Here is an 18,842-nt window from a genome sequence, read left to right as displayed (position 1 = left end):
TATGTTATCGGCTTGAAATAGCTAAAAACAGCCTGTTTCGCGAGGTTTTTGGTTGACATGTCTAGGGGCTTGAGGGAATAACCGAACGCTGTTCGAAAAGTGATTCTGTGAGAGGATCGAATATGGCCACGCAGCCGCAAGTAGACGCTGATTCAAAGCCCATTCCTAAAGTGGGCGGGATACCTTTTGTCGGCAATACGCTCGACATGGCAAAGGACCCCGCGGCCTTTTTCGTGAAATGTTATCGCGAGCATGGGCCCGTCTATCGGGTCAATGTCTTTGGCCAGAAACGTATCGTCATTGCCGGACCGGAAGCCGGGAAATTCATGAACAGCAAGGCTGCCAGACTCGGGCTGCGGTCCAAGGAATTCTGGCAGGAATTTGTCGACCATCACGGAGCATCGAAAACGCTGACCGGGATTGATGGGGAAGATCATCAGAAAATGCGCGCGATCATGCGCGACGGATTTTCCCGTGGTGCGATGTCCGGGCGCTATCATGAACTGACCGATATCATCGATGTCTCGATTGCGCGGGACTGGAGCGAAGGTGATGTTCCGGTCGTAGAAGCCTTCCAATATATGATTGTGCAACTGCTCGGCGAAGTGATGACCGGCAGTGCACCGCTGGAATATGTCCGGGATATTCGGGTGAACATCCTGTATATCCTGAACGTGCTGGTGACAAAGCAACGGCCGGGTTTCATGATTCATATGCCCGAGTTTAAGAAAGCCAGCGCCCGGGTCGATGAGCTTGGCCAGAGCATGGTCGACGAATTTTTTGCACACGCCGAAGCCGGCACGTTGCCCAAAAACCTGTTGGGCGATGTGATGCGCGGGCATCTTAGCGATCCGGAATTGATTCAGGAACGTGATCTGAAGCTCGTTTTGACCGGCCCCTATGTTGCAGGTCTGGATACGGTGGCCAATAGCCTGGCCGCTGCCGTCTATGGCATATTGAAGACACCTGGCGTGCTCGAAAAAGTGCAGGCAGAGGCGGATGCTTTGTTTGCCAAAGATACGGTGACCGAGCGCGATGTTCTGGGCCTGACCTATATCCAGAATTGCTTGAAAGAAGCGATGCGGCTCTGGCCGATTGCCGTGGCGCAAATGCGGACCACCAATCATGATATGGAATTTGAAGGCTTTGTCATTCCCAAGGACGAAACCATCTTCATCGGCACCAGCGTTCCGCATTTCATGGAAGAATTCTTCCCGGACCCGATGCAATTCGATCCCGACCGTGCCGACCGTCGGGAGCATCTGCAGCCCGGTGCTTATGCGCCCTTTGGTAGAGGAACGCATAGTTGTCTGGGGCAGAGTCTGGCGGAGGTGCTGATGGGCATTTGCGTCGCGCGCCTGTTCCATCGTTTGAATATCAGTCTGGAATCTTCGGATTATGTTCTAAAAACCAAGACCGCGCCGACCCCCGGGCCGGCGATGAGTTTCAAGATTAAAGTTGATGGCGAGAGAAATCCCGCAAAATCGTTGAACGCAGAAGTTTTAGGAGAAGCAGCATGAACGAGATGAGAAAAGTAGATCGGATTCAGACCGGAGATGAGCTGGAGCGTTGCCCGTTTCCTATTCCTTATGGTTGGTTCTGCGTCCATTATTCTCATGAAATCGAGCCGGGCGAAATCAAAGTCGAAAAAGCCTTTGGCAAAGAATGGGTGCTGTTCCGCGGCGAAGATGGTGCGGTTGGTATGACCGATCCTTTCTGTCCGCATCTCGGCGCGCATTTGGGCCATGGCGGCAAAATGCAGGGCAATAATATCCAGTGCCCGTTCCACAATTGGGAATTTGACAACGAAGGCTGGTGCAAGAAAATTCCTTATGGGAAAGTGATGCCGGGCATCGCACGCAAAAAACCGATCCTGAAAGCCCTTCCGATTGTCGAAAAATACGGCATGATCTTTGTCTGGTATCATCCTGAAGATGCCGCACCGATGTGGGAGCTGCCGGTCATTCCGGAATTTGAGGATCCGGAAGGCCATGTCGAAGTCAAATATCATATGTGGGACATCGGCACCTGCATCCAGGAAATCGGCGAAAATTCGGTAGACACGCCGCATCTCAAATTTCTTCACGGCGCGCCCATGATTCCATCGGTAGAAGCTTCTGCGGAAGGTCCGATCTGGAATTATGACATCATGGAAGGCTATATTTACGGCACCGGTTATGGACCGGGCGTCAACGCCACCCGCCATTGTCGCGGTGACGTGAAAATGCTGATGTTTGCTTTGTCGACGCCAACCGACGCAGAGATGACGCGCACCCGGATGGCCTTCACCTGGAAGAAATATGATGAAGGTTCGGAAGATATGGCGACGGCCACACATCTCTATCATCACTCTATTGGTGAAGCAGAGGGCGAAGAGTCCAAAGGCTTTGAATCGGTCGATATGATCGTCTGGGACAATAAGAAATATCGCCCCAAACCGCTGCTTTGCGACGGTGACGGTCCGATTATGAAATGGCGCGAATATATGAAGCAATTCTATGTCGGCATGGACGAGAATGATCCGGCGATAGCGTCTTAAGCGCTGGTCCCGGTTTTGTGCGGCATCACAGATTGAGTAGAGGCAATATTTGTCTCAAAGCGGCTTTTCGGTGCGCTTTGCAAACGGGTTGAATCAGATAAAGAGCCACATGCGCACAATATATATATCCGCCCTTTGCCTGCCATTGCTAGGCTGCAATCAAAGTGACATTTTGGAAGAGCCTGCCATCTCTGCGCGGTCATGCGACACGAAGATGTTGGGCACCACGATATCGATCCCGGCGGGCACGTTCATAATGGGCGCTAATCCGCAATATCGGGAAGAAGGTCCCCCGCGCACGATAGCGGTTGAAGCGTTCCGGATCGACGCACATGAAGTGACCAACGCACAATTTTCCGAATTTGTGGACGCGACAGGCTATGTCACCGAAGCGGAAAAATCGCCACCGGGTGCCGACAAACTGCCACCCGACATGCGCGAACCGGGAAGCGCCGTCTTCATCGAGCCGAAGCAGCCCGGGCAGCAATGGTGGATATGGACAACAGGTGCCGACTGGCGGCATCCCACTGGACCAAATTCGACAATCGACGGCAAGCCGGCCTATCCGGCGGTTCACATCAGCTATAATGATGCCAAAGCCTATGCCGACTGGAAGGGTGGGGCATTGCCCAGTGAAGAACAATGGGAATATGCGGCGCGGGCAGGTGCACCGGATTCCAATGCGCCGCTAGACGCACAAGGCAATATCGAGGCCAATCATTATCAGGGTGCCTTTCCGGCCAAAGATCTGGGCACAGATGGCTTCGTCGGCAGCGCGCCAGCAGGGTGCTACAAACCGAATGGCTTTGGCCTCTATGATATGATCGGAAATGTCTGGGAATGGATGGAAAGTTCCGCCGAGACCCAATCGCGCACGACCGCCATCAAGGGTGGGTCCTATCTATGCGCAGAAAATTACTGTGCCCGCTACCGCCCATCGGCCCGTCAGTTTCAGGAAAAAGACCTGGGCACCAATCATGTCGGCTTTCGATTGGTCTATCCGGTAGAATCATAGCGGGTCAGAGATTGTGGCCGGATCATCGTCGACCGTGCCATCTGTTTGAAACAGATCTATCCGGCAAATTTGGGTTTTTTGGCGAGCAGGGAATTGAAGAAATTCAAACCCCCTGAGCTTTACGCTCCGTATACCCCAAAAGGGGATATGTTTACGCCCGTCGCAAATGATGCCCGCAACACCATCATGAGATAGCTATTTATAAGTCTTGCACTTTGTAACTCTGCCACCACCATAGCCGCTAACGGTTGTGACGGTGCACGTCTGGAAAACCGTACGAGCGCGCCCGATGGATGGAGATGCATAGACGCCGGATTGCGCTCTTGCGGTTCGCGCCTGCTGTTCCCGTCGTGCCCAGTTGTTGGCCTGCACTTGAGAATATTTTCTGGCCCTCAGCCGCTTTCGATATTCAGCCGAAATGATCAGGGTCGCCGGCGGATTATATTGCCAATAATGTTGTCTTGTAATGCCCAATATTGCAGAATCGCTGAACTTTCGGACACCTTTTGCGCCAATTTTCCGGATGAATTCGCCTAGGAATTCACCCTCGGGTAGCTCGCTGAACAGAGGCTTTCCGCCCGGATATTTATGCACAATATAATCTGCAACGGCTGCATAATCTCCCGTCTGCTGAATGTGATAGCGAAGATCAGCTTGCGTATATTGGCCTGGCTTTCTTGCCACTGGGGGTTCGGATATCACTTTCGGAGCATATTGTTTCTCGCAGGCTCTAGCGACGGACAGGATATGCTTGTGCATCGACCCCGGGCCTTTGCCTCTGGCAGCGCGGACCCATCTTTTTCGGACCTCCAGATCGGAGGCGTCTGATTTGACGCTGGATGAATTTTCCAGACGTTCAAAGTCCTTCCAGAGCGCTTCGCTGCTCACCCGATATCGTTCCGCTGCCGTCTCGCCATAGCTAAGCGCGCCTGCGCATTCATATATATCAATGGCCTTCTCCACACCGGCATCCACGCCTTGTGCCTGAGCCATTTGGGGAAGCAGACTGGCGGTTAGAAGACATGTCGCCAGCAACGTTCCAGGCATCATTTTTGTCATAAACTCATCCGGATCAAGGCAGGTGACAGACGTTAGAAGCCAATTATTGCCTCAACGGCAACTTCCCAGCCAACTGGGCAGGGCTTTGCGGCGATTAGCGTCTTGATTCACCCAAGTGGTGTAGTTTTCGGCGGCATTTTTGTCCGCTTTCTGGGCCAAGCGCTCCATATATTGCGGCGACATTTCGTCGACGATCAATATTTCTTCGCTCGCTTTGTCATACCAGAAATTTGATTTTTCTTCGGCATTTTTGGCCGATAATTCGGCCCGCAACATCTTCAAACTCTGCTTGTCTGATACGCTATCCAGCCACAGCTTCCATTTTTGCCAATGGGCGGCGCAGGTCAGATATTCACCCGATGTTTGGGGCGTGGTGCCGATTTTGCCGGCCTTTTCAAATTCACTATTGGCAAAATCAACCGCATCATTTGCCTGAGCGATCGATGCCATTGGCAAAGCCGCAACAGCAATAAAGAGCTTCATTTTTACATGCATTCATCGTCTCCAGGAATTGGTGGTGATGGAATTGGGTGCGCCCCAATCTCTATTCTTCCAGAATAATATTGTTGAATTCTTCCGCATTCTCGTCGGCCAAGCCAGTACATATCTCGCCGACACCGGTGAGAAATTCGGTGAGCTTTTGTTCTTCCTCGCTCAATTCCTCTACCTTCTCGACCAGCGCATCGACCACTTCATCAAATTCGCGATCAGCCTTGACGCCATCCTCACCGTCGCGCCCGTATGCCATGGTCAACCAGCGCGCACCGCGATCGCCAAATGTTTTGGCTGCCTCGGCATCATCCTCTTCCAATATGCCGGCCATGAAAGTGTTATAAGCAGCGCAGCGCATTGCATGTTTGTAAGGCAGTCCCTCCTGCTGAGCCGCTGCGTCTAACAGGATAGGACTGAGTGATGATTGCGCGATTGCTGGAAGCGCTACGCCAAAACCTATCGATGCAGACAGGCAGGACAGAGCAATGGAAGGAGCAAATCTTGTCATTAAAGGCCTTTCTTGAGACGGTCGCAGGACGGTTTATAATCTGCAGTGCAACCAGCCGTGAGGAGCGTTCTGGCCTTCGCTTTGTCCCGCAGGTTTTGCGGACCATCCAGCCGGATTTTGGCCACGTTGTAGCAAGCATTGCGGCCGTTTTCTTTTTGGCTGTTTGCGCAAGTGAACTGATAGGCCTTTAGAGCGGCCGCCGGGTTCGCGGGGCCACCAAGCGCATTCATCATGAAAAATCCTCGATACCAGCAACTTGAGATCTGACCGCTCCATTTTTTATTGCAAGCAATGTCACTCTGCCTGCGGGCCAGTGCAAATTGCTGGTTATGCGGTGCATTTTGTCCCTTGATGGCATCCCAGAATATCATTCTGACGGATTTGTAACATGAGATGGGGACCGCATCGCGGCATGACTTTTTATAGACGGCCAAGGCCTTTTTTTCATCCTTGGCCACGCCGCGACCCATTTGATAGGATTCGCCCACATAAGCGCATCCGTTCATATCTTCAAAATCGCAGCTGCGTTGAAACATCTTGGTAGAAGTCACCATGTTTTTCGGACCGCCAATTCCGTTGCGCAGAAACTCGCCGAGAGCACGACAGGCCAATCCGATCGACATTCTATCCATTGCAAGTTTATCGCCGGAGCGCGGTGTCTTCGAACAAGCCCGGTTCGTATAGTCCCGTCGCCGGTCATCATATTGCCCTTTGCTTTTGGCAATGGCTCCATAATGATCGGCAATCATAATACAGGCGAGCGGAGCATTTCCGATGTCGCAGTGGCCCATAACATTTTTGAGTTTCGTAGCGCCCACTATTTCTTTTGAACCGCGTTGCTGAGCCTGCGCAGTTTCGCTGGCGATCAATCCGAAAACCGCAACGAAAAACAGGAATAGAAACGCCTTGAAATGCACATTCAGGATGAAAGGGTTCTTGTAACTGCCTGACAATTTACCAATACTCCCCGCTAATTCGGCAATTCTCAGCTTCACATTGAAGCCGATTTGCGCATTGTGTCTGCATGCAAACCAATATCAGCAATGGGGCTGCGGTGAACATAGGCACATGTGCCTATTTCTAGGAATAATCGGGATGTCCAAAGGAAGTTTTTGATTTGATCTTCAACAAAGGAGGGATGGCCATTCGCTATTCTATCAAATTTCTGATTTTTGTGATCGCGCTTCTTTGCGCTTTCCAAATGGCGAGTGCGGCCCAGCTGGAAAGCGGTCTCGAATTTGAATTTATGTCTGTTCCTGCTGAAGATAGCATCACGATTGATGCGCTTTGCTGCGCTGCGGAACCGGTGAATTGGGAAAAGGCGCGTTCGGTAACCACCAGCATCAACAATCCCGTCATCTGGATAAAGCTTCCATCCATTCTGAGCGGTGAGATTTTCGAATTCCCGCAGATGGTGGACAAGATAGAGCTATTTGAAAGGGCCCATGGCAGCGAGCATTGGACCATAAGCACAACCGGTGACACGATACCGGTTTCGAAACGTGCCATGCAAACCGCTGAAATGGCTTTAAAACTATCCACGGATCCGACGCAAAAGGCTGAACGCTATATACGTCTTGAACAACCATCCAGCGTCAGTCATTCGATAGATGTCTGGGAGGAGTCGGCGTTCATCCAATCTGCCGAACTCAGATTCCACGTACAGCTTTTGCTCTTTGGTTTCTGCGGCGCAATGATTGCCTTCAACCTCGTCGTCGCATTGGTCACGCGAACAAAGCTATTTGCGTTCAACGCGGGGACCATATCCTCCACCATGTTGATTGCCATTTATATGAATGGTCAGGGTGGCTTTCTGCTGTGGCCGGAAAGCCCCGACATCAGCTTTTTCATGTTGGTTTTGGGCATGGGCACACTCAGTCTGTTTGCCACGCAATTGGTGTCTGCTTTCTTGGAAAATGGATCGATAAGATCAAGTTGGTTAAGGGCAAACCGCTGGTTTGGTGTTGCCCAGCTTCTCATAGCCCTCGCTGTCATTCTGTCCGGGTCACAATCGATTTATGCCGGCTTGTTGCTTATCGGACTGTTGTCCATGGGATTGCAACTGTTCCTTGTTTTTACCAGCATTGGCAAAGGCGACCGGCAATCAATACCGATATTGGTGCCCCTTTCCATCCTGATCGCAGGAATTTGCTTTCGCTGGGCGCGGACGGCATTTTCCATGGATTTTGGCTGGGCCAACTATCACATCATGGAGATTGCAATGGCGCTGGAGGCGATCACCTTCTCGCTGATCCTGGCCGCACGCATTCGATATTTTGCCTCTCTGGCGGCCAGAGCAGAGACGAAATTGAGCGAGGTAAAACTGGAAGCCGCGAACCGGTTCGCAAGGCTTCAAGATGCTGAGCGAGAGAGAATTGCAAGCGACCTGCACGACTCGCTTGGCCATAGCCTCGCCATGGTGAACGCGCAGCTCGGCAAAGCAGAAGCAAGCAAGCAGCCGATCGAAGACATCACCGACCGGGTGACTCATAGTCGCCTGGCGTTGCGCGATGCGATCGCGCAAACACGGCGCATCAGCCATGATCTATATCCATCGAAACTCGACCATCTGGGTTTGAAGGACAGTCTGCAGGAAATGACGAACGAACTGTCATCTGCCTATGACATCAAAACGGACACGGTGCTGGATTTTCCAGAGAATATTCTGTCGGCAGACGACAAGTTGCAAATCTACCGAATAACCCAGGAGGCCATTTCAAATGTGATTAAACATAGCGGGGCAGGAGCCTGCACTCTCGCGATACACTGGGCCAAAGATCTCCTGACCTTCAAATTTTCCGATGATGGTATCGGGATGCCCGAAGATACGCAGGGAGGACTGGGGCTTCTATCGATATCGCAGCGCATTCTTCTCATCGGCGGTGAAGCGGGGTTCACCAGCAATCCGGCTGGCGGGCTGGTGGTGGAATTCTCGATCCTAAGGCCAATCAAGGAGGCAAAGTCATGAGAGCAGCTTCGGGATATAGTGTCGTATTGGCTGATGACCATCCGGCCTTCCGTGCGGGCGTTAAACAATATTTTGATGGGCGTCAGGATTTCATCGATATTTTCGAAACGGGGGATGGCAATGCGTGCCTCTCTTCTATTCTGCAGCATCAACCGGACTGGGCGGTTATTGATTTGTCCATGCCCGGCAAGACCGGTTTTGAGGTTCTTGAAGAGTTGCTAACAAAAAACTGTTCAACCCGGGTGATCGTAATGTCCATGCATGCCGAGCAGATTTACGCGGACCGAGCGCGGAATTTGGGTGCTGTTGCCTTCATCGCCAAGGAAGATGCGCTTTCAGACTTGGACGACGCCCTGCAAACGCCGGAAGGGGATTTTTACACCAGCAACGCGGTTGGGCGAGCAGCGGCCAACTTTCTAACGGAGAAATCAACAAATCTTCTCAGTTCCCTGACGCCCACTGAAAAGCGGGTTTTGCAATTTCTGGCGCAGGGCCTGACCAGCAAGGAAATAGCCGATCATTTGAGCATCAGCGCACGCACCGTTCAAGCGCATCGCCGGAACATGACGGAAAAACTGAACCTGCGCGGTGCAAACCGGTTGATGGAATTTGCTGTGCGCAATGCCGAAAAAATTTGAACCAGCGATGGAGAGCTTTGTCCGCTTTTGCACAACTCTGGGCGCTGCAGAGGGTGCGACAAAGTTGAAATTGGTCGGGACGAGAGGATTCGAACCTCCGACCCCCACACCCCCAGTGTGATGCGCTACCAGGCTGCGCTACGTCCCGACCGAGGTTGCGCATATATTGCGGTCGATTGACCTTGGCAAGTCGTTTGCGTCTCGCCTCTAACCTTTCTGGAATACGGATTTCGTTGCGCCCTCGGCAAGTGCATGATAGGCGCGCGCAACATCGGAGTTGGCTGCTCAGGGCTTGAAAAAAGAGTCCGGTCAACACACATAAAAATTTGCAACAATCGGGATGGGTTCATGACGACAATATCAATTTTATCTGCAGCAGCAGGCGCTGGTGGCGCTGGCGGTTTCCTCATTTCGATCATGCCATTGGTACTGATTTTTGCAGTTTTCTACTTTCTGCTCATTCGGCCGCAGCAAAAGAAGATGAAAGAGCATCAAACGAAAATCGGTGCGGTTAAGAAGAATGACGAAGTTGTCACAGGCGGCGGTCTGGTAGGCAAAGCCGTTAAAGTCGACGATGAATTTGTCGAAGTCGAAATTGCCAATGGCGTGCGCGTGAAGGCGGTCAAAGCCACTTTGACCGACGTAATGCCGCGCGGCAGTGCCAAACCTGCGAACGACTGAACGCGGTGATATAGAAAGTTAGTTTCAATGCTCGATTTTCCGCGCTGGAAAGTTATTTCCATTTCCCTGTTGCTGGCATTTGGCGTGCTTATGTCTTTGCCGAGCCTGTTTGTCGGAGAAAGTCATAAATATTGGCCAGGCTTTTTGCCGGATGAGACCATTAACCTGGGGCTCGATCTGCAAGGCGGCAGCCACATTTTATTGGAAGCAGATCCTGCGGATGTCGGGATAGCCCGTCTCGAGACGATGGAAGAATCCGTTCGCGCGGTCATGCGCCGGGCGACTCCGCGCATCGGTATTGGCGATATTTCGCGGCGTGATGGCGTATTGAGCTTCATGGTGCGGGACAGCACCCAGGTTGATGCGGCGCGTGAAGAAATCCTTCCCCTGACCAGCGGCGCGGGCCTTACCGGTCAACGTGACTGGGATATCGAAGTCCGCGATGATACGCGGTTCGTTTTGACTCCGACGCCAGCGGGCATCGAGAATGCCGTTGAAAATGCGATGGAAACCGCCACCGACGTGATCCGCCGCCGTATCGATGAAATGGGCACGCGAGAGCCGACCATTTTGCGACAGGGCGACAACCGGATTGTGGTGCAGGTGCCTGGACTGGAAGACCCGGAAGCGCTGAAGGCCTTGCTCGGACAGACAGCCAAGCTTGAGTTTAAGCTGGTTGATTATGAGGCCGACCCCAATGCTGTGGCCGCGGGACGACCACCCGTGGGCAGCCAGATTTTCCCTTACCCCGACAATCCAGCCGGCTTGCCGAACATCGCGGTGAAACGCCTTGGCGGCATTAGCGGTGACAAGTTGACCGATGCGGGACAAGGCTTTGACCAGCAGACTAATGCAGCGGTGGTCAATATTACGTTCGATGCCGAAGGCGGTTCGAAATTTGCCCGCTTGACCCAGAATAACGTCGGCCGGCCCTTTGCGATTATCCTGGATGGGCAAGTGCTGTCGGCGCCGAATATCAATGAACCGATCCTGGGTGGCTCTGCTCAGATTTCCGGTAATTTTGACGTTGCCAGCGCCAACCAACTGGCGATTGCCTTACGGTCTGGTGCGCTTCCGGTGGAACTGAAGATTGTCGAGGAACGCACTGTCGGTCCCGACCTTGGTAAGGATTCTATCGACAAAGGCATGATCGCCGCGCTTATCGCCACGACGGCGGTTTTGACGTTCATGATCGTGACCTACGGCCGCTTTGGTGTTTACGCCAATATCGCGCTGGCGTTGAATCTGTTCATCATTGTCGGCGTCATGGCGATGTTCAACGCCACGCTGACTCTGCCAGGGATTGCCGGCTTTGTTCTCACGGTAGGTTCGGCGGTTGATGCCAATGTGCTGATCAATGAACGAATACGAGAGGAACGCAGGCGAGGGCGACGGGTCGTACAGGCCATTGAAGTCGGCTATAAAGAAGCGTCGCGCGCCATTTTTGATGCGAATATTACCAATATCATTGCAGGACTCTTGCTCTTCATGTTCGGTTCCGGACCGGTCAAGGGGTTCGCGGTCGTGCTGATGATCGGTATCGCATCTTCGGTGTTTACCGCCGTTGTTGTAACCCGCATGTTCGTGGCACTCTGGGTTAGACGGACGCGTCCGCAGGAGTTGGTGATATGAGATTGCTCAAACTTGTCCCGGACGATACCAATATCGGCTTCCTGAAATGGCGCAATATCGCCATGGCGTTCAGCATATTGACGATCATTATCTCGATCGCATTGGTGGTGACGCGGGGATTGAATTTCGGCGTCGACTTTATCGGTGGCCAGATGATTCAAGCCACTTTCACCGAAACGGAAACAGCGCCGATTCCGGAATTGCGGAACAGCATTGGCGCGCTTGGCTATGGCGAAGCAACGATCCAGCGTTTTGGCGATGCCAATGAAGTGTCGATCCGGATGCGTTTGCCCACCGAAGCAGAATCGCGCCCGGAAGCAGCCAATGAAATGACCAGCAAGATCGTCGCGACAATCAAGGCAGATCATCCCGATGTCCGTATTGACGGTGTGGAATCGGTCTCCGGCAAGGTCTCGTCGGAACTGTTTGAAACTGGCGCTTATTCGCTGCTGTTCGCGATGATTGCGATCTCCATCTATATCTGGGTGCGCTTTGAGTGGCAATTTGGCGTTGGTGCCTTGTTCGCGCTGTTCCACGATGTCGTGCTGACATTCGGATTGTTTGCGCTGACCCAGATGGAATTCAACCTCAATATCGTCGCCGCGCTGCTGACGATCATCGGCTATTCTCTTAATGACACGATTGTGGTGTTCGATCGCATTCGCGAGAATCTCAAGAAATATCGCAAGATGGACATCATCGCCTTGTTGGACCTCTCGGTAAACGAGACTTTGGCGCGGACCGTGATGACCAGCTTGACCATGTTGATCGCGCTTGGTGGCTTGATCATCTGGGGTCCAGATGTGATCTTCGGTTTCTCGGTGGCTATGTTCTTCGGGGTATTTGTCGGTACATATAGTTCGGTCTATATGGCCGCTCCTGTGCTCATTTGGCTTAAAGTTGGTCCAGATACTTTCGTCCCATCGGAGCCAGAAAATGATAAAGCAGAGAAGTTGGGTGGACCCGAGCAGGTTGGCTGATCCTTGGTAGAGCTTCGCAAGGATGTTGAGTTTGCCGGACCGATTGTCACTGGCTTTACGCCGAAAGGCTATAAGATCGGTGACCAGCGGTTCGAGCAAGGACTGCTGATTTCTCCTGAACAGGCTGTGGACTGGGCTGCATCAAGCCTGGATCGGCTTGATCTGGCGGAAATATTGTCCAGCTTGAACCTGTCTCCACATCCCGAATTTCTGCTGCTGGGCAGCGGCCCATCCATGTTGCAGCCCCCGGCAGCGTTCCGGCGCGAAGTTGAAGCAGCCGGCATGGGGTTAGAGGTCATGGACAGCCGAGCCGCAGCGCGGACTTGGGCGGTTTTGCGGGCAGAAGAACGTTGGATTGTCGGCGCATTTCTGCCGATCCACTAAATCTGTCCAGAGACTTTCTGGAAGATGGCAAGCAACTGGTCTCCATTGTTGCGCCAACTGAAATGCGCAACCGACTTGCGCACGAGATCCTGTTTGGGTGACTGCACCAATATAGCTTTGATGGCATCGACAATGGCCTCGACATCCTGATCGACGACCCTTCCGGCATCCGGACTGGCGACCAGTTCCCGCGCTCCGCCTGCCTCGCTGATGATCACAGGAGTGCCGCAGGCAAGGGCTTCGACCCAGGCGTTGGCAAGACCCTCGGATTTGGATACGAGAATAGAGATGTCAGCGGCTGCGGTCAGGTGCGGCAATTCGTCATGCGGCACGCTTCCCAGAAAACGGACGCGGTCAGCAATCCCCAGCTGTTTGGCCAGCGCGCGGTAATTCTGCTCTTCTTCACCCTTGCCGGCGAGCATGAGCTGGGCATCGGGAATGCTTGCCAAGGCCCGGATTACCAGATCCTGGTTCTTGCGGGCGATTAGCGCGCCCGCTGTGATAAGAAGCGGGCCATCTATATTGAGCTTTTGTTTCGCTGCCGAGCGATCGATCGGCTTGAATTTGTCCTGATCAATCCCCGTATAATGGACGGAAATTTTGCTTCCATCCATCCCGAGCTCAACCATATCCTGTTTCAGCGCCTCCGAAACGGCCAAGAGCCTGCTGGCCTTTTCCGCCGCCTGTAATATCTGTTCTCTACATTGTTGATCGCCGCCCCAGTGATGAATGTCCGCTCCGCGGGCCTTGATCGTGAAGGGGATGTCGAGCGCAGCGGCGAGACGCATTGCCGCCGCTCCATCAGGATAGAAAAATTCTGCGTCGATCACGTCAAAAGGCGTTTCTGCGTGTAGTCTTTTTACCAAGGGCAGTATCGCGGCGGCAATGCGACGGGGGTTGCTAGCGCCTCCGAATTTCGGGATCAGGGTGAAGCGGGGGCGATGCACATTAAGCCCGCGCCACTCTTCATGGTCGACCAAGTTGGTCAGTGGCTGATATTGTTCGAATTTGCTCAACGGCCAGAGCGGGATGCCGATCGGATTGACGACGGTGACATTGGCCTCTGGACGACTTGCCAATTCGGCCGTTTGTCGTTCGACAAATATTCCGAAATTGGGCGCTGCGGCATTGGGAAACAAAGTCGCGAGGGTCAGGATGTTGATTGGCCGGGTCATGCTGTGTGTCTTAGCACGGAGGCCCTAAAGCTCCCTTACCAAGCGAACAGCGACACCGATCCACTCGGGGTCGCTGACAATTTGTTGGCGAGCGCCGGCGCCCAATGGCAAAATTTGCAAGCGATTGCCTTCCCGCCCGATGAGGCGACCGAACAGATAGCGTCCAGCTGGCCGCGGCACCAGAACATCACGATTGAGCGCACTGCTGTAATCTTCCGGGGTGCGGCGTGACAGCCAAACATCGTCTCCGCTGCGATATTCACCGATGCTGCTCTTGACGCGTAGCGCGACCATTGCGGGCTCTATGGCGGGTTGAAAGATGCATTCGGTCTTGTCCAGGGCGTGGGCGCCCTTGTGATCCAATATGGCGGCCACCGGCAGCTCTTCTTGGTCAGGTAGGGACAATAAGGCCGCGCTGTCGACCGCCAAAGCATCGGCAATGCGGTTTAGCCAATCCAGTGATAAGGTACGGGCGCCGGTTTCCAGTCGCCCAATGGTTTGCGCCGTTGTTGGCGGAGAGCAACGTTTTGCAACATCGTCTAACGTCAATCCCTTGCCCTTGCGGACGTCTCTGATGCGGCTGATCATCTTCTATCTCCAAACCTATATGGTTTTTACTTTCCTACAATATTACCAAAATGGCAAGTGTGAAACCTCATCATTCAGGAGATATCATGCCAGCCAAAGTCGCAAAATCCCGATCCGATCCTCGTTTGCTTGCAGAACGCGCCCTTCCGCAAGACGGAGAAGAAAGGGATAGCCGGAGATCAGGCCGCAGGCGCGCGCGAAGCGTGACGGTCAATTTGGCGGAATCGCCATTGGGCTGGTTGCATGCGAGAGGCCATTTGTCCGATCGGCAATTTGATGCCGGCGAAAAGCTTCGCGCTGATTGGGAAAGAGCCAATCTGGCGCCGAGCGTTACAATGAGCTGGGATATTATATCCGTCGCTGGCGGGAAGCGTTCAACACCCGCGATTCTCAATGAAACCGAGGCGCTGTTGGCTGCTAAGCAACGGTTTACCAATGCGGTTGATTATCTTGGCAGCGACCTGTCGGATATAGCGTGGCGGATTGTCTGCGGTGGGGAGGGCGTTCCGGTAGCCGAAAAAAACATGGGTTGGCCGGCGCGATCAGGCAAGCTGGTGCTGAAAATTGCCCTCGACCGATTGGCAATTTTCTATCGCCTGCCAGGCTGAATAACATGCGATCATGGATTTTGCAGGCGTTCGACTTCTTCCGCCAGCTCGAGCCACCGCATTTCGGCGCTATCTTTCTCATCAATCAAAGCGCTATTTTCCTGGGTCAGTTTTTCAAACTGCGGGAAATCTTTTGTGTAGAGATTGGGATCGGCCAAAGTTTTTTCGATTTCAACCATGCGCTTGTCAATCGCCTCTATCCGTTCGGGCAAAAGATCATAGTCACGTTGATCCTTATAGGTTAGTTTCTTGACCGGACTTGGCGATTTGGAGGCTTCCCGATGGGCAGGCTGAGGTGACTTGGCAGCGGCTTTCTGGGCGGGTTCAGAGTCCTTACGCTTGGCTTCCCATTCCGCATATCCACCCGTAACAATGTCGACCATGCCGCTGCCATCGAGCCCAAGCGTGACGGTGACGGTGCGATCGAGGAAGTCGCGATCATGGCTCACCAGCAATACGGTGCCTTCGTAATCCGCGATCACTTCCTGCAAAAGGTCCAGTGTTTCGAGATCCAGGTCATTGGTTGGCTCGTCGAGCACCAGCAGGTTTGACATCCGCGCAAATTCTCTAGCGAGCAGCAGGCGTGATTGCTCTCCGCCTGATAGGGTCCCGACTTTGGCATCGATCAGGGAGGGAGCAAACAGGAACTCCTTGAGATAGCCTTGCACATGTTTCTTGTCGCCGCGGACATCGATCCAGTCGCTGCCATCGGCAAGCACATCACGGACCGACTTATTGCCTTCCAGCAGACTGCGCTGTTGATCGATAAAAACGCCATTGAGCGTCTTGGCGAGCGATACTTTGCCGCTATCCGGTTCCAGCTCACCGGTGAGCATTTTCAGCAATGTCGTTTTGCCCGCACCATTGGCTCCGACGATGCCGATCCGGTCGCCACGCTGGATCCGCAAGGAGAAGGAACGGATGATCTTGCGTTCATTCTTGCCTTCCCCGAAGGACTTGGAGATATTCTCGGCAGTGATCACGGATTTTGTGCGGCTGTCATCACTTTGGATCTTGAGATTGGCGGTGCCGGTAGGCCCAATCATCGCCGCCCGCGCTGCGCGCATTTCCCAGAGCTTTTCTAGCCGTCCCTGATTGCGTTTGCGTCGGGCTGTGACGCCGCGTTCCAGCCATCGCGCTTCGAGTTTCAGCTTCGCATCAATCTTGTGGGCAGCCTGTGCTTCATCGGCATGGATTTTCTCCATCCATGCACCATAGCCGCCAAAGCCAACTTCCTGCCGCCGCAGCGCGCCGCGATCGAGCCAAATTGTCTGTTTGGTCAATCGGGTCAGGAATGTTCGGTCATGCGATATGGTGATGAACGCGCCTTTATAGCGGCCCAACCATTCTTCCAGCCAGTCAATCGCCCCGAGATCGAGGTGATTGGTCGGCTCGTCGAGCAAAAGCAGATCCGGATCAGACGCGAGGGCCCTGCAAATAGCCGCCCGACGCTTCTCGCCGCCGCTGGCTTTTTCTGCACGGGTCGAGAGATTTGTGCCCAATTGATCGGCAATGGCTTCGACTTCGTGCAGGGCAGGGCCTTGTTCGCCCGATATCGCAAAGTCGAGCAATGTCTCAAATTGCGTGAAATCCGGCTCTTGCTCCAGATAGACAATATTGGTGCCGGGTTGAATCATCCGCTGACCCTTGTCGGATTCAATCTGATCGGCAATCAAGCGCAGCAGTGTTGTTTTTCCAGCGCCGTTACGGCCGATCAAGGCCAGCCGGTCGCGTGGTCCGACATGAAGATCGAGATTTTCAAACAACCAGCCTTCTCCTTGATGGAGGGACAGGTTTTCATATGCAAAGATCGGGGGTTGGGCCATGGTTCCCGGGCGTTAGGGGCTAGCGGGCTTCGGCTCAAGTCTTGTCTTTTCAACAATCGCCATTGACCTGCCATCTCAATTCGGTTTGGATAGGGCCATATTGTCATTTTGGAGATCGGTAGAGGCTTTGCACTTAGTATATCTGAACGGCGATTATGTCCCCAAATCATCTGCCAAAATTTCTGTTTTTGATCGCGGCCTGTTGTTCTCGGACGCAGTATATGAGGTGATTTCGGTCATTGACGGGCGGTTGATCGATATGGAGCGACATGTCGCGCGGCTCGAGCGATCGCTCGGCGAGCTGTCGATCGATGCTGCGTCGGACTGGACGGCTATTTCCCAAAAGCTTGTAGCCGAAAATGATCTGGAAGAAGGTTTGATCTATCTGCAGGTTTCGCGCGGGGTGATGGACGAACGGGATTATCGCTGGCCAGCGCCGGAAACACCGCCGACCATATTTGCTTTTGCCCAAGACCGAACTTTGGTTGCCAATCCGATGGCCGATCGCGGAATGCGGATCATCACCCGTCCGGATATGCGCTGGCAAAGATGTGATATCAAGACGACGCAGCTGCTATATGCATCGCTCATGAAAATGGAGGCTGCGTCTGCTGGGGTTGATGATGTCTGGATGACCCAGGGTGATCTGGTCACCGAGGGCACGTCGCAAAATGCCCATATCATCACGCAAGACGGGCTATTGGTGTCCCATCAACTGGACCGCCGCGTGTTGCCCGGAGTGACCCGGATAGAAACGCTCGCACAGGCCAAATCCTTAGGACTGACCATTGAAGAGCGTGCTTTTTCTATCGAGGAAGCCCGAAATGCCAAGGAAGCCTTTGTCTCGTCTTCGACATTGTTGATCATGCCGGTGGTCGAGATTGATGGCCACAGGATCGGCGACGGCCAGCCGGGGCAATGTACAGATAAAATTCGCCAAAAATATTTAGCTGCCGTTCAGGGAGCTGGTTCTACAAGAACTTGAATCAAGGGAGGAAAATATGAGGTCTGCAATTATATTCGCCGGAGCGACTTTATTCTTGGTGCCAACCAGTTACGCCCAGGCTGCAAATGTCCAGATTGTTGCCCAGAATCCAGTGATTGAACTGAGTGTATCGGAGCAAGTCGACAGTGCACCGGATATGGCGACGTTCAGCACCGGGGTGGAATCCAAAGCGCCAACCGCAACGCAAGCGTTGCGCGACAATTCGGTTCAGGCGCGATCGGTGATCAAACGTCTCAAATCACTCGGCATTGCAGAAAAGGATATTCAAACCACGGGAATAAATCTGCGCGCAAATTATGAATATGATCAAGCAAGCCGGAAAAACCGGTTTGTTGGCTATATGGTTTCCAATCAAGTCTCGGCCATCGTGCGGGATATTTCCAAGCTCGGGGCTATTTTAGATGCGATTGTTAGCAGCGGTGCCACCAATTTGAACGGTCCGTCTTTTTCGATCAGCGATGATAGCAAAATGAAAAATGTCGCCCGGGAGCGGGCTCTGGCCAATGGCAAAGCGCGAGCGATGAGCTATGCGCGGTCCGAGGGTTATAGCGGCGTTCGGGTAATTTCGATTGGAGAAGGCATATCGCGCCAGTCGGGCGCGCCGATGATGCGGATGGACAGCGCTGCGGCAATGTCAGTGCCGCCCGTGGCCCCAGGACAAGTGGGAACCGTCGTTTCCCTCAACATTACCTATGAAATGACTCGTTAGCATATCCATCTTCAATCTGAACCCGCCATTCACC

At 53.3% G+C, this 18,842-nt stretch carries 19 protein-coding genes and 1 tRNA gene; 12 read left to right on the top strand and 8 right to left on the bottom strand.

Annotation, left to right across the window (positions count from 1 at the left end; all coding sequences use genetic code 11):
* The first annotated feature begins 122 nt into the window (after window positions 1-122).
* From ABJV08_RS14615 to ABJV08_RS14605, 3 genes are all read left to right on the top strand, one after another.
* Window positions 123-1,520: a cytochrome P450 gene (locus ABJV08_RS14615; protein ID WP_348037387.1), complete on the top strand. Its 1,398-nt coding sequence runs from the start codon at window positions 123-125 to the stop codon at window positions 1,518-1,520.
* On the top strand, window positions 1,517-2,539 hold the full coding sequence (locus tag ABJV08_RS14610) for a Rieske 2Fe-2S domain-containing protein (protein ID WP_348037389.1): 1,023 nt from the start codon (window positions 1,517-1,519) through the stop codon (window positions 2,537-2,539). The genes ABJV08_RS14615 and ABJV08_RS14610 overlap by 4 nt, the downstream gene beginning before the upstream one ends.
* 109 nt (window positions 2,540-2,648) lie before the next feature.
* The gene (locus ABJV08_RS14605) at window positions 2,649-3,554 is read left to right on the top strand and encodes a formylglycine-generating enzyme family protein (protein ID WP_348037391.1); all 906 of its coding nucleotides are present in this window, start codon (window positions 2,649-2,651) and stop codon (window positions 3,552-3,554) included.
* A 195-nt stretch (window positions 3,555-3,749) separates the two neighbouring features.
* Here ABJV08_RS14605 and ABJV08_RS14600 read toward each other — a convergent pair whose 3' ends face one another.
* From ABJV08_RS14600 to ABJV08_RS14585, 4 genes are read right to left on the bottom strand one after another with little or no spacing between them, the layout of a single operon-like run.
* The gene (locus tag ABJV08_RS14600; protein ID WP_348037393.1) at window positions 3,750-4,613 is read right to left on the bottom strand and encodes a hypothetical protein; all 864 of its coding nucleotides are present in this window, start codon (window positions 4,611-4,613) and stop codon (window positions 3,750-3,752) included.
* A gap of 51 nt (window positions 4,614-4,664) precedes the next feature.
* Window positions 4,665-5,108, bottom strand: a complete 444-nt coding sequence (locus tag ABJV08_RS14595; RefSeq protein ID WP_348037395.1) for a hypothetical protein — start codon at window positions 5,106-5,108, stop codon at window positions 4,665-4,667.
* Between the two features lie 49 nt (window positions 5,109-5,157).
* Entirely contained in the window at window positions 5,158-5,613 is a 456-nt protein-coding gene (locus ABJV08_RS14590) for a hypothetical protein (RefSeq protein WP_348037397.1), read from the bottom strand.
* Window positions 5,613-6,608, bottom strand: a complete 996-nt coding sequence (locus ABJV08_RS14585; protein ID WP_348037399.1) for a tetratricopeptide repeat protein — start codon at window positions 6,606-6,608, stop codon at window positions 5,613-5,615. The genes ABJV08_RS14590 and ABJV08_RS14585 overlap by 1 nt, the downstream gene beginning before the upstream one ends.
* A 179-nt stretch (window positions 6,609-6,787) precedes the next feature.
* Between ABJV08_RS14585 and ABJV08_RS14580 the strand changes: the two genes are divergently transcribed.
* Together ABJV08_RS14580 and ABJV08_RS14575 are read left to right on the top strand one after the other, a co-directional pair.
* Window positions 6,788-8,581, top strand: coding sequence for a 7TM diverse intracellular signaling domain-containing protein (locus ABJV08_RS14580; protein WP_348115452.1), 1,794 nt, complete (start codon window positions 6,788-6,790; stop codon window positions 8,579-8,581).
* Window positions 8,578-9,219: a response regulator transcription factor gene (locus tag ABJV08_RS14575; protein WP_348037403.1), complete on the top strand. Its 642-nt coding sequence runs from the start codon at window positions 8,578-8,580 to the stop codon at window positions 9,217-9,219. The genes ABJV08_RS14580 and ABJV08_RS14575 overlap by 4 nt, the downstream gene beginning before the upstream one ends.
* A gap of 71 nt (window positions 9,220-9,290) precedes the next feature.
* Here ABJV08_RS14575 and ABJV08_RS14570 read toward each other — a convergent pair.
* Window positions 9,291-9,367: transfer RNA gene (locus tag ABJV08_RS14570), tRNA-Pro, on the bottom strand.
* A 200-nt stretch (window positions 9,368-9,567) separates the two neighbouring features.
* Here ABJV08_RS14570 and yajC point away from each other — a divergent pair.
* Genes yajC through ABJV08_RS14550 form a run of 4 tightly spaced genes read left to right on the top strand, consistent with a single transcriptional unit; the run spans window position 9,568 to window position 12,896 of the window.
* Window positions 9,568-9,900, top strand: a complete 333-nt coding sequence (gene yajC, locus ABJV08_RS14565; RefSeq protein ID WP_348037405.1) for a preprotein translocase subunit YajC — start codon at window positions 9,568-9,570, stop codon at window positions 9,898-9,900.
* A gap of 27 nt (window positions 9,901-9,927) precedes the next feature.
* Window positions 9,928-11,532, top strand: coding sequence for a protein translocase subunit SecD (gene secD / locus ABJV08_RS14560; protein ID WP_348037407.1), 1,605 nt, complete (start codon window positions 9,928-9,930; stop codon window positions 11,530-11,532).
* Window positions 11,529-12,512: a protein translocase subunit SecF gene (secF, locus tag ABJV08_RS14555; RefSeq protein WP_348037409.1), complete on the top strand. Its 984-nt coding sequence runs from the start codon at window positions 11,529-11,531 to the stop codon at window positions 12,510-12,512. The genes secD and secF overlap by 4 nt, the downstream gene beginning before the upstream one ends.
* A 3-nt stretch (window positions 12,513-12,515) precedes the next feature.
* Complete coding sequence (locus tag ABJV08_RS14550) at window positions 12,516-12,896, top strand: MTH938/NDUFAF3 family protein (RefSeq protein WP_348037411.1); 381 nt, start codon at window positions 12,516-12,518, stop codon at window positions 12,894-12,896.
* Here ABJV08_RS14550 and ABJV08_RS14545 read toward each other — a convergent pair.
* A complete protein-coding gene (locus ABJV08_RS14545) occupies window positions 12,893-14,071 on the bottom strand; it encodes a glycosyltransferase (RefSeq protein WP_348037413.1) in 1,179 nt (392 codons plus the stop codon). The two genes, ABJV08_RS14550 and ABJV08_RS14545, sit on opposite strands and share 4 nt — an antisense overlap.
* 24 nt (window positions 14,072-14,095) lie before the next feature.
* Window positions 14,096-14,659 (bottom strand): helix-turn-helix transcriptional regulator, encoded by a 564-nt coding sequence (locus ABJV08_RS14540; protein ID WP_348037415.1) that lies wholly within the window; start codon window positions 14,657-14,659, stop codon window positions 14,096-14,098.
* A gap of 86 nt (window positions 14,660-14,745) precedes the next feature.
* On the opposite strand from ABJV08_RS14540, the gene ABJV08_RS14535 reads away from it, so the two are divergent.
* On the top strand, window positions 14,746-15,267 hold the full coding sequence (locus ABJV08_RS14535) for a DUF6456 domain-containing protein (protein ID WP_348037417.1): 522 nt from the start codon (window positions 14,746-14,748) through the stop codon (window positions 15,265-15,267).
* An 11-nt stretch (window positions 15,268-15,278) separates the two neighbouring features.
* Here ABJV08_RS14535 and ABJV08_RS14530 read toward each other — a convergent pair whose 3' ends face one another.
* Complete coding sequence (locus tag ABJV08_RS14530; protein WP_348161321.1) at window positions 15,279-17,093, bottom strand: ABC-F family ATP-binding cassette domain-containing protein; 1,815 nt, start codon at window positions 17,091-17,093, stop codon at window positions 15,279-15,281.
* A 127-nt stretch (window positions 17,094-17,220) separates the two neighbouring features.
* Here ABJV08_RS14530 and ABJV08_RS14525 point away from each other — a divergent pair, with 127 nt between their 5' ends.
* The gene (locus ABJV08_RS14525) at window positions 17,221-18,078 is read left to right on the top strand and encodes an aminotransferase class IV (protein ID WP_348037421.1); all 858 of its coding nucleotides are present in this window, start codon (window positions 17,221-17,223) and stop codon (window positions 18,076-18,078) included.
* Between the two features lie 16 nt (window positions 18,079-18,094).
* A complete protein-coding gene (locus tag ABJV08_RS14520; protein WP_348037423.1) occupies window positions 18,095-18,808 on the top strand; it encodes an SIMPL domain-containing protein in 714 nt (237 codons plus the stop codon).
* Window positions 18,809-18,842 lie beyond the last annotated feature (34 nt).

Source organism: Parasphingorhabdus sp. (assembly GCF_039982395.1).
Classification (GTDB): Bacteria; Pseudomonadota; Alphaproteobacteria; order Sphingomonadales; family Sphingomonadaceae; genus Parasphingorhabdus.
The sequence above is the reverse complement of the archived record's forward strand: the minus strand, read 5'-3'. Positions and strand labels throughout refer to the sequence as shown.

Excerpts from the sequence above, each read along its gene's own strand:
- ABJV08_RS14615 (WP_348037387.1), top strand. The coding sequence starts at position 123 with ATGGCCACGCAGCCGCAAGTAGACGCTGATTCAAAGCCCATTCCTAAA.
- ABJV08_RS14610 (WP_348037389.1), top strand. The coding sequence starts at position 1,517 with ATGAACGAGATGAGAAAAGTAGATCGGATTCAGACCGGAGATGAGCTG.
- ABJV08_RS14605 (WP_348037391.1), top strand. The coding sequence starts at position 2,649 with ATGCGCACAATATATATATCCGCCCTTTGCCTGCCATTGCTAGGCTGC.
- ABJV08_RS14600 (WP_348037393.1), bottom strand. The coding sequence starts at position 4,613 with ATGACAAAAATGATGCCTGGAACGTTGCTGGCGACATGTCTTCTAACC.
- ABJV08_RS14595 (WP_348037395.1), bottom strand. The coding sequence starts at position 5,108 with ATGCATGTAAAAATGAAGCTCTTTATTGCTGTTGCGGCTTTGCCAATG.
- ABJV08_RS14590 (WP_348037397.1), bottom strand. The coding sequence starts at position 5,613 with ATGACAAGATTTGCTCCTTCCATTGCTCTGTCCTGCCTGTCTGCATCG.
- ABJV08_RS14575 (WP_348037403.1), top strand. The coding sequence starts at position 8,578 with ATGAGAGCAGCTTCGGGATATAGTGTCGTATTGGCTGATGACCATCCG.
- yajC (WP_348037405.1), top strand. The coding sequence starts at position 9,568 with ATGACGACAATATCAATTTTATCTGCAGCAGCAGGCGCTGGTGGCGCT.
- secD (WP_348037407.1), top strand. The coding sequence starts at position 9,928 with ATGCTCGATTTTCCGCGCTGGAAAGTTATTTCCATTTCCCTGTTGCTG.
- secF (WP_348037409.1), top strand. The coding sequence starts at position 11,529 with ATGAGATTGCTCAAACTTGTCCCGGACGATACCAATATCGGCTTCCTG.
- ABJV08_RS14545 (WP_348037413.1), bottom strand. The coding sequence starts at position 14,071 with ATGACCCGGCCAATCAACATCCTGACCCTCGCGACTTTGTTTCCCAAT.
- ABJV08_RS14540 (WP_348037415.1), bottom strand. The coding sequence starts at position 14,659 with ATGATCAGCCGCATCAGAGACGTCCGCAAGGGCAAGGGATTGACGTTA.
- ABJV08_RS14535 (WP_348037417.1), top strand. The coding sequence starts at position 14,746 with ATGCCAGCCAAAGTCGCAAAATCCCGATCCGATCCTCGTTTGCTTGCA.
- ABJV08_RS14530 (WP_348161321.1), bottom strand. The coding sequence starts at position 17,093 with ATGGCCCAACCCCCGATCTTTGCATATGAAAACCTGTCCCTCCATCAA.
- ABJV08_RS14520 (WP_348037423.1), top strand. The coding sequence starts at position 18,095 with ATGAGGTCTGCAATTATATTCGCCGGAGCGACTTTATTCTTGGTGCCA.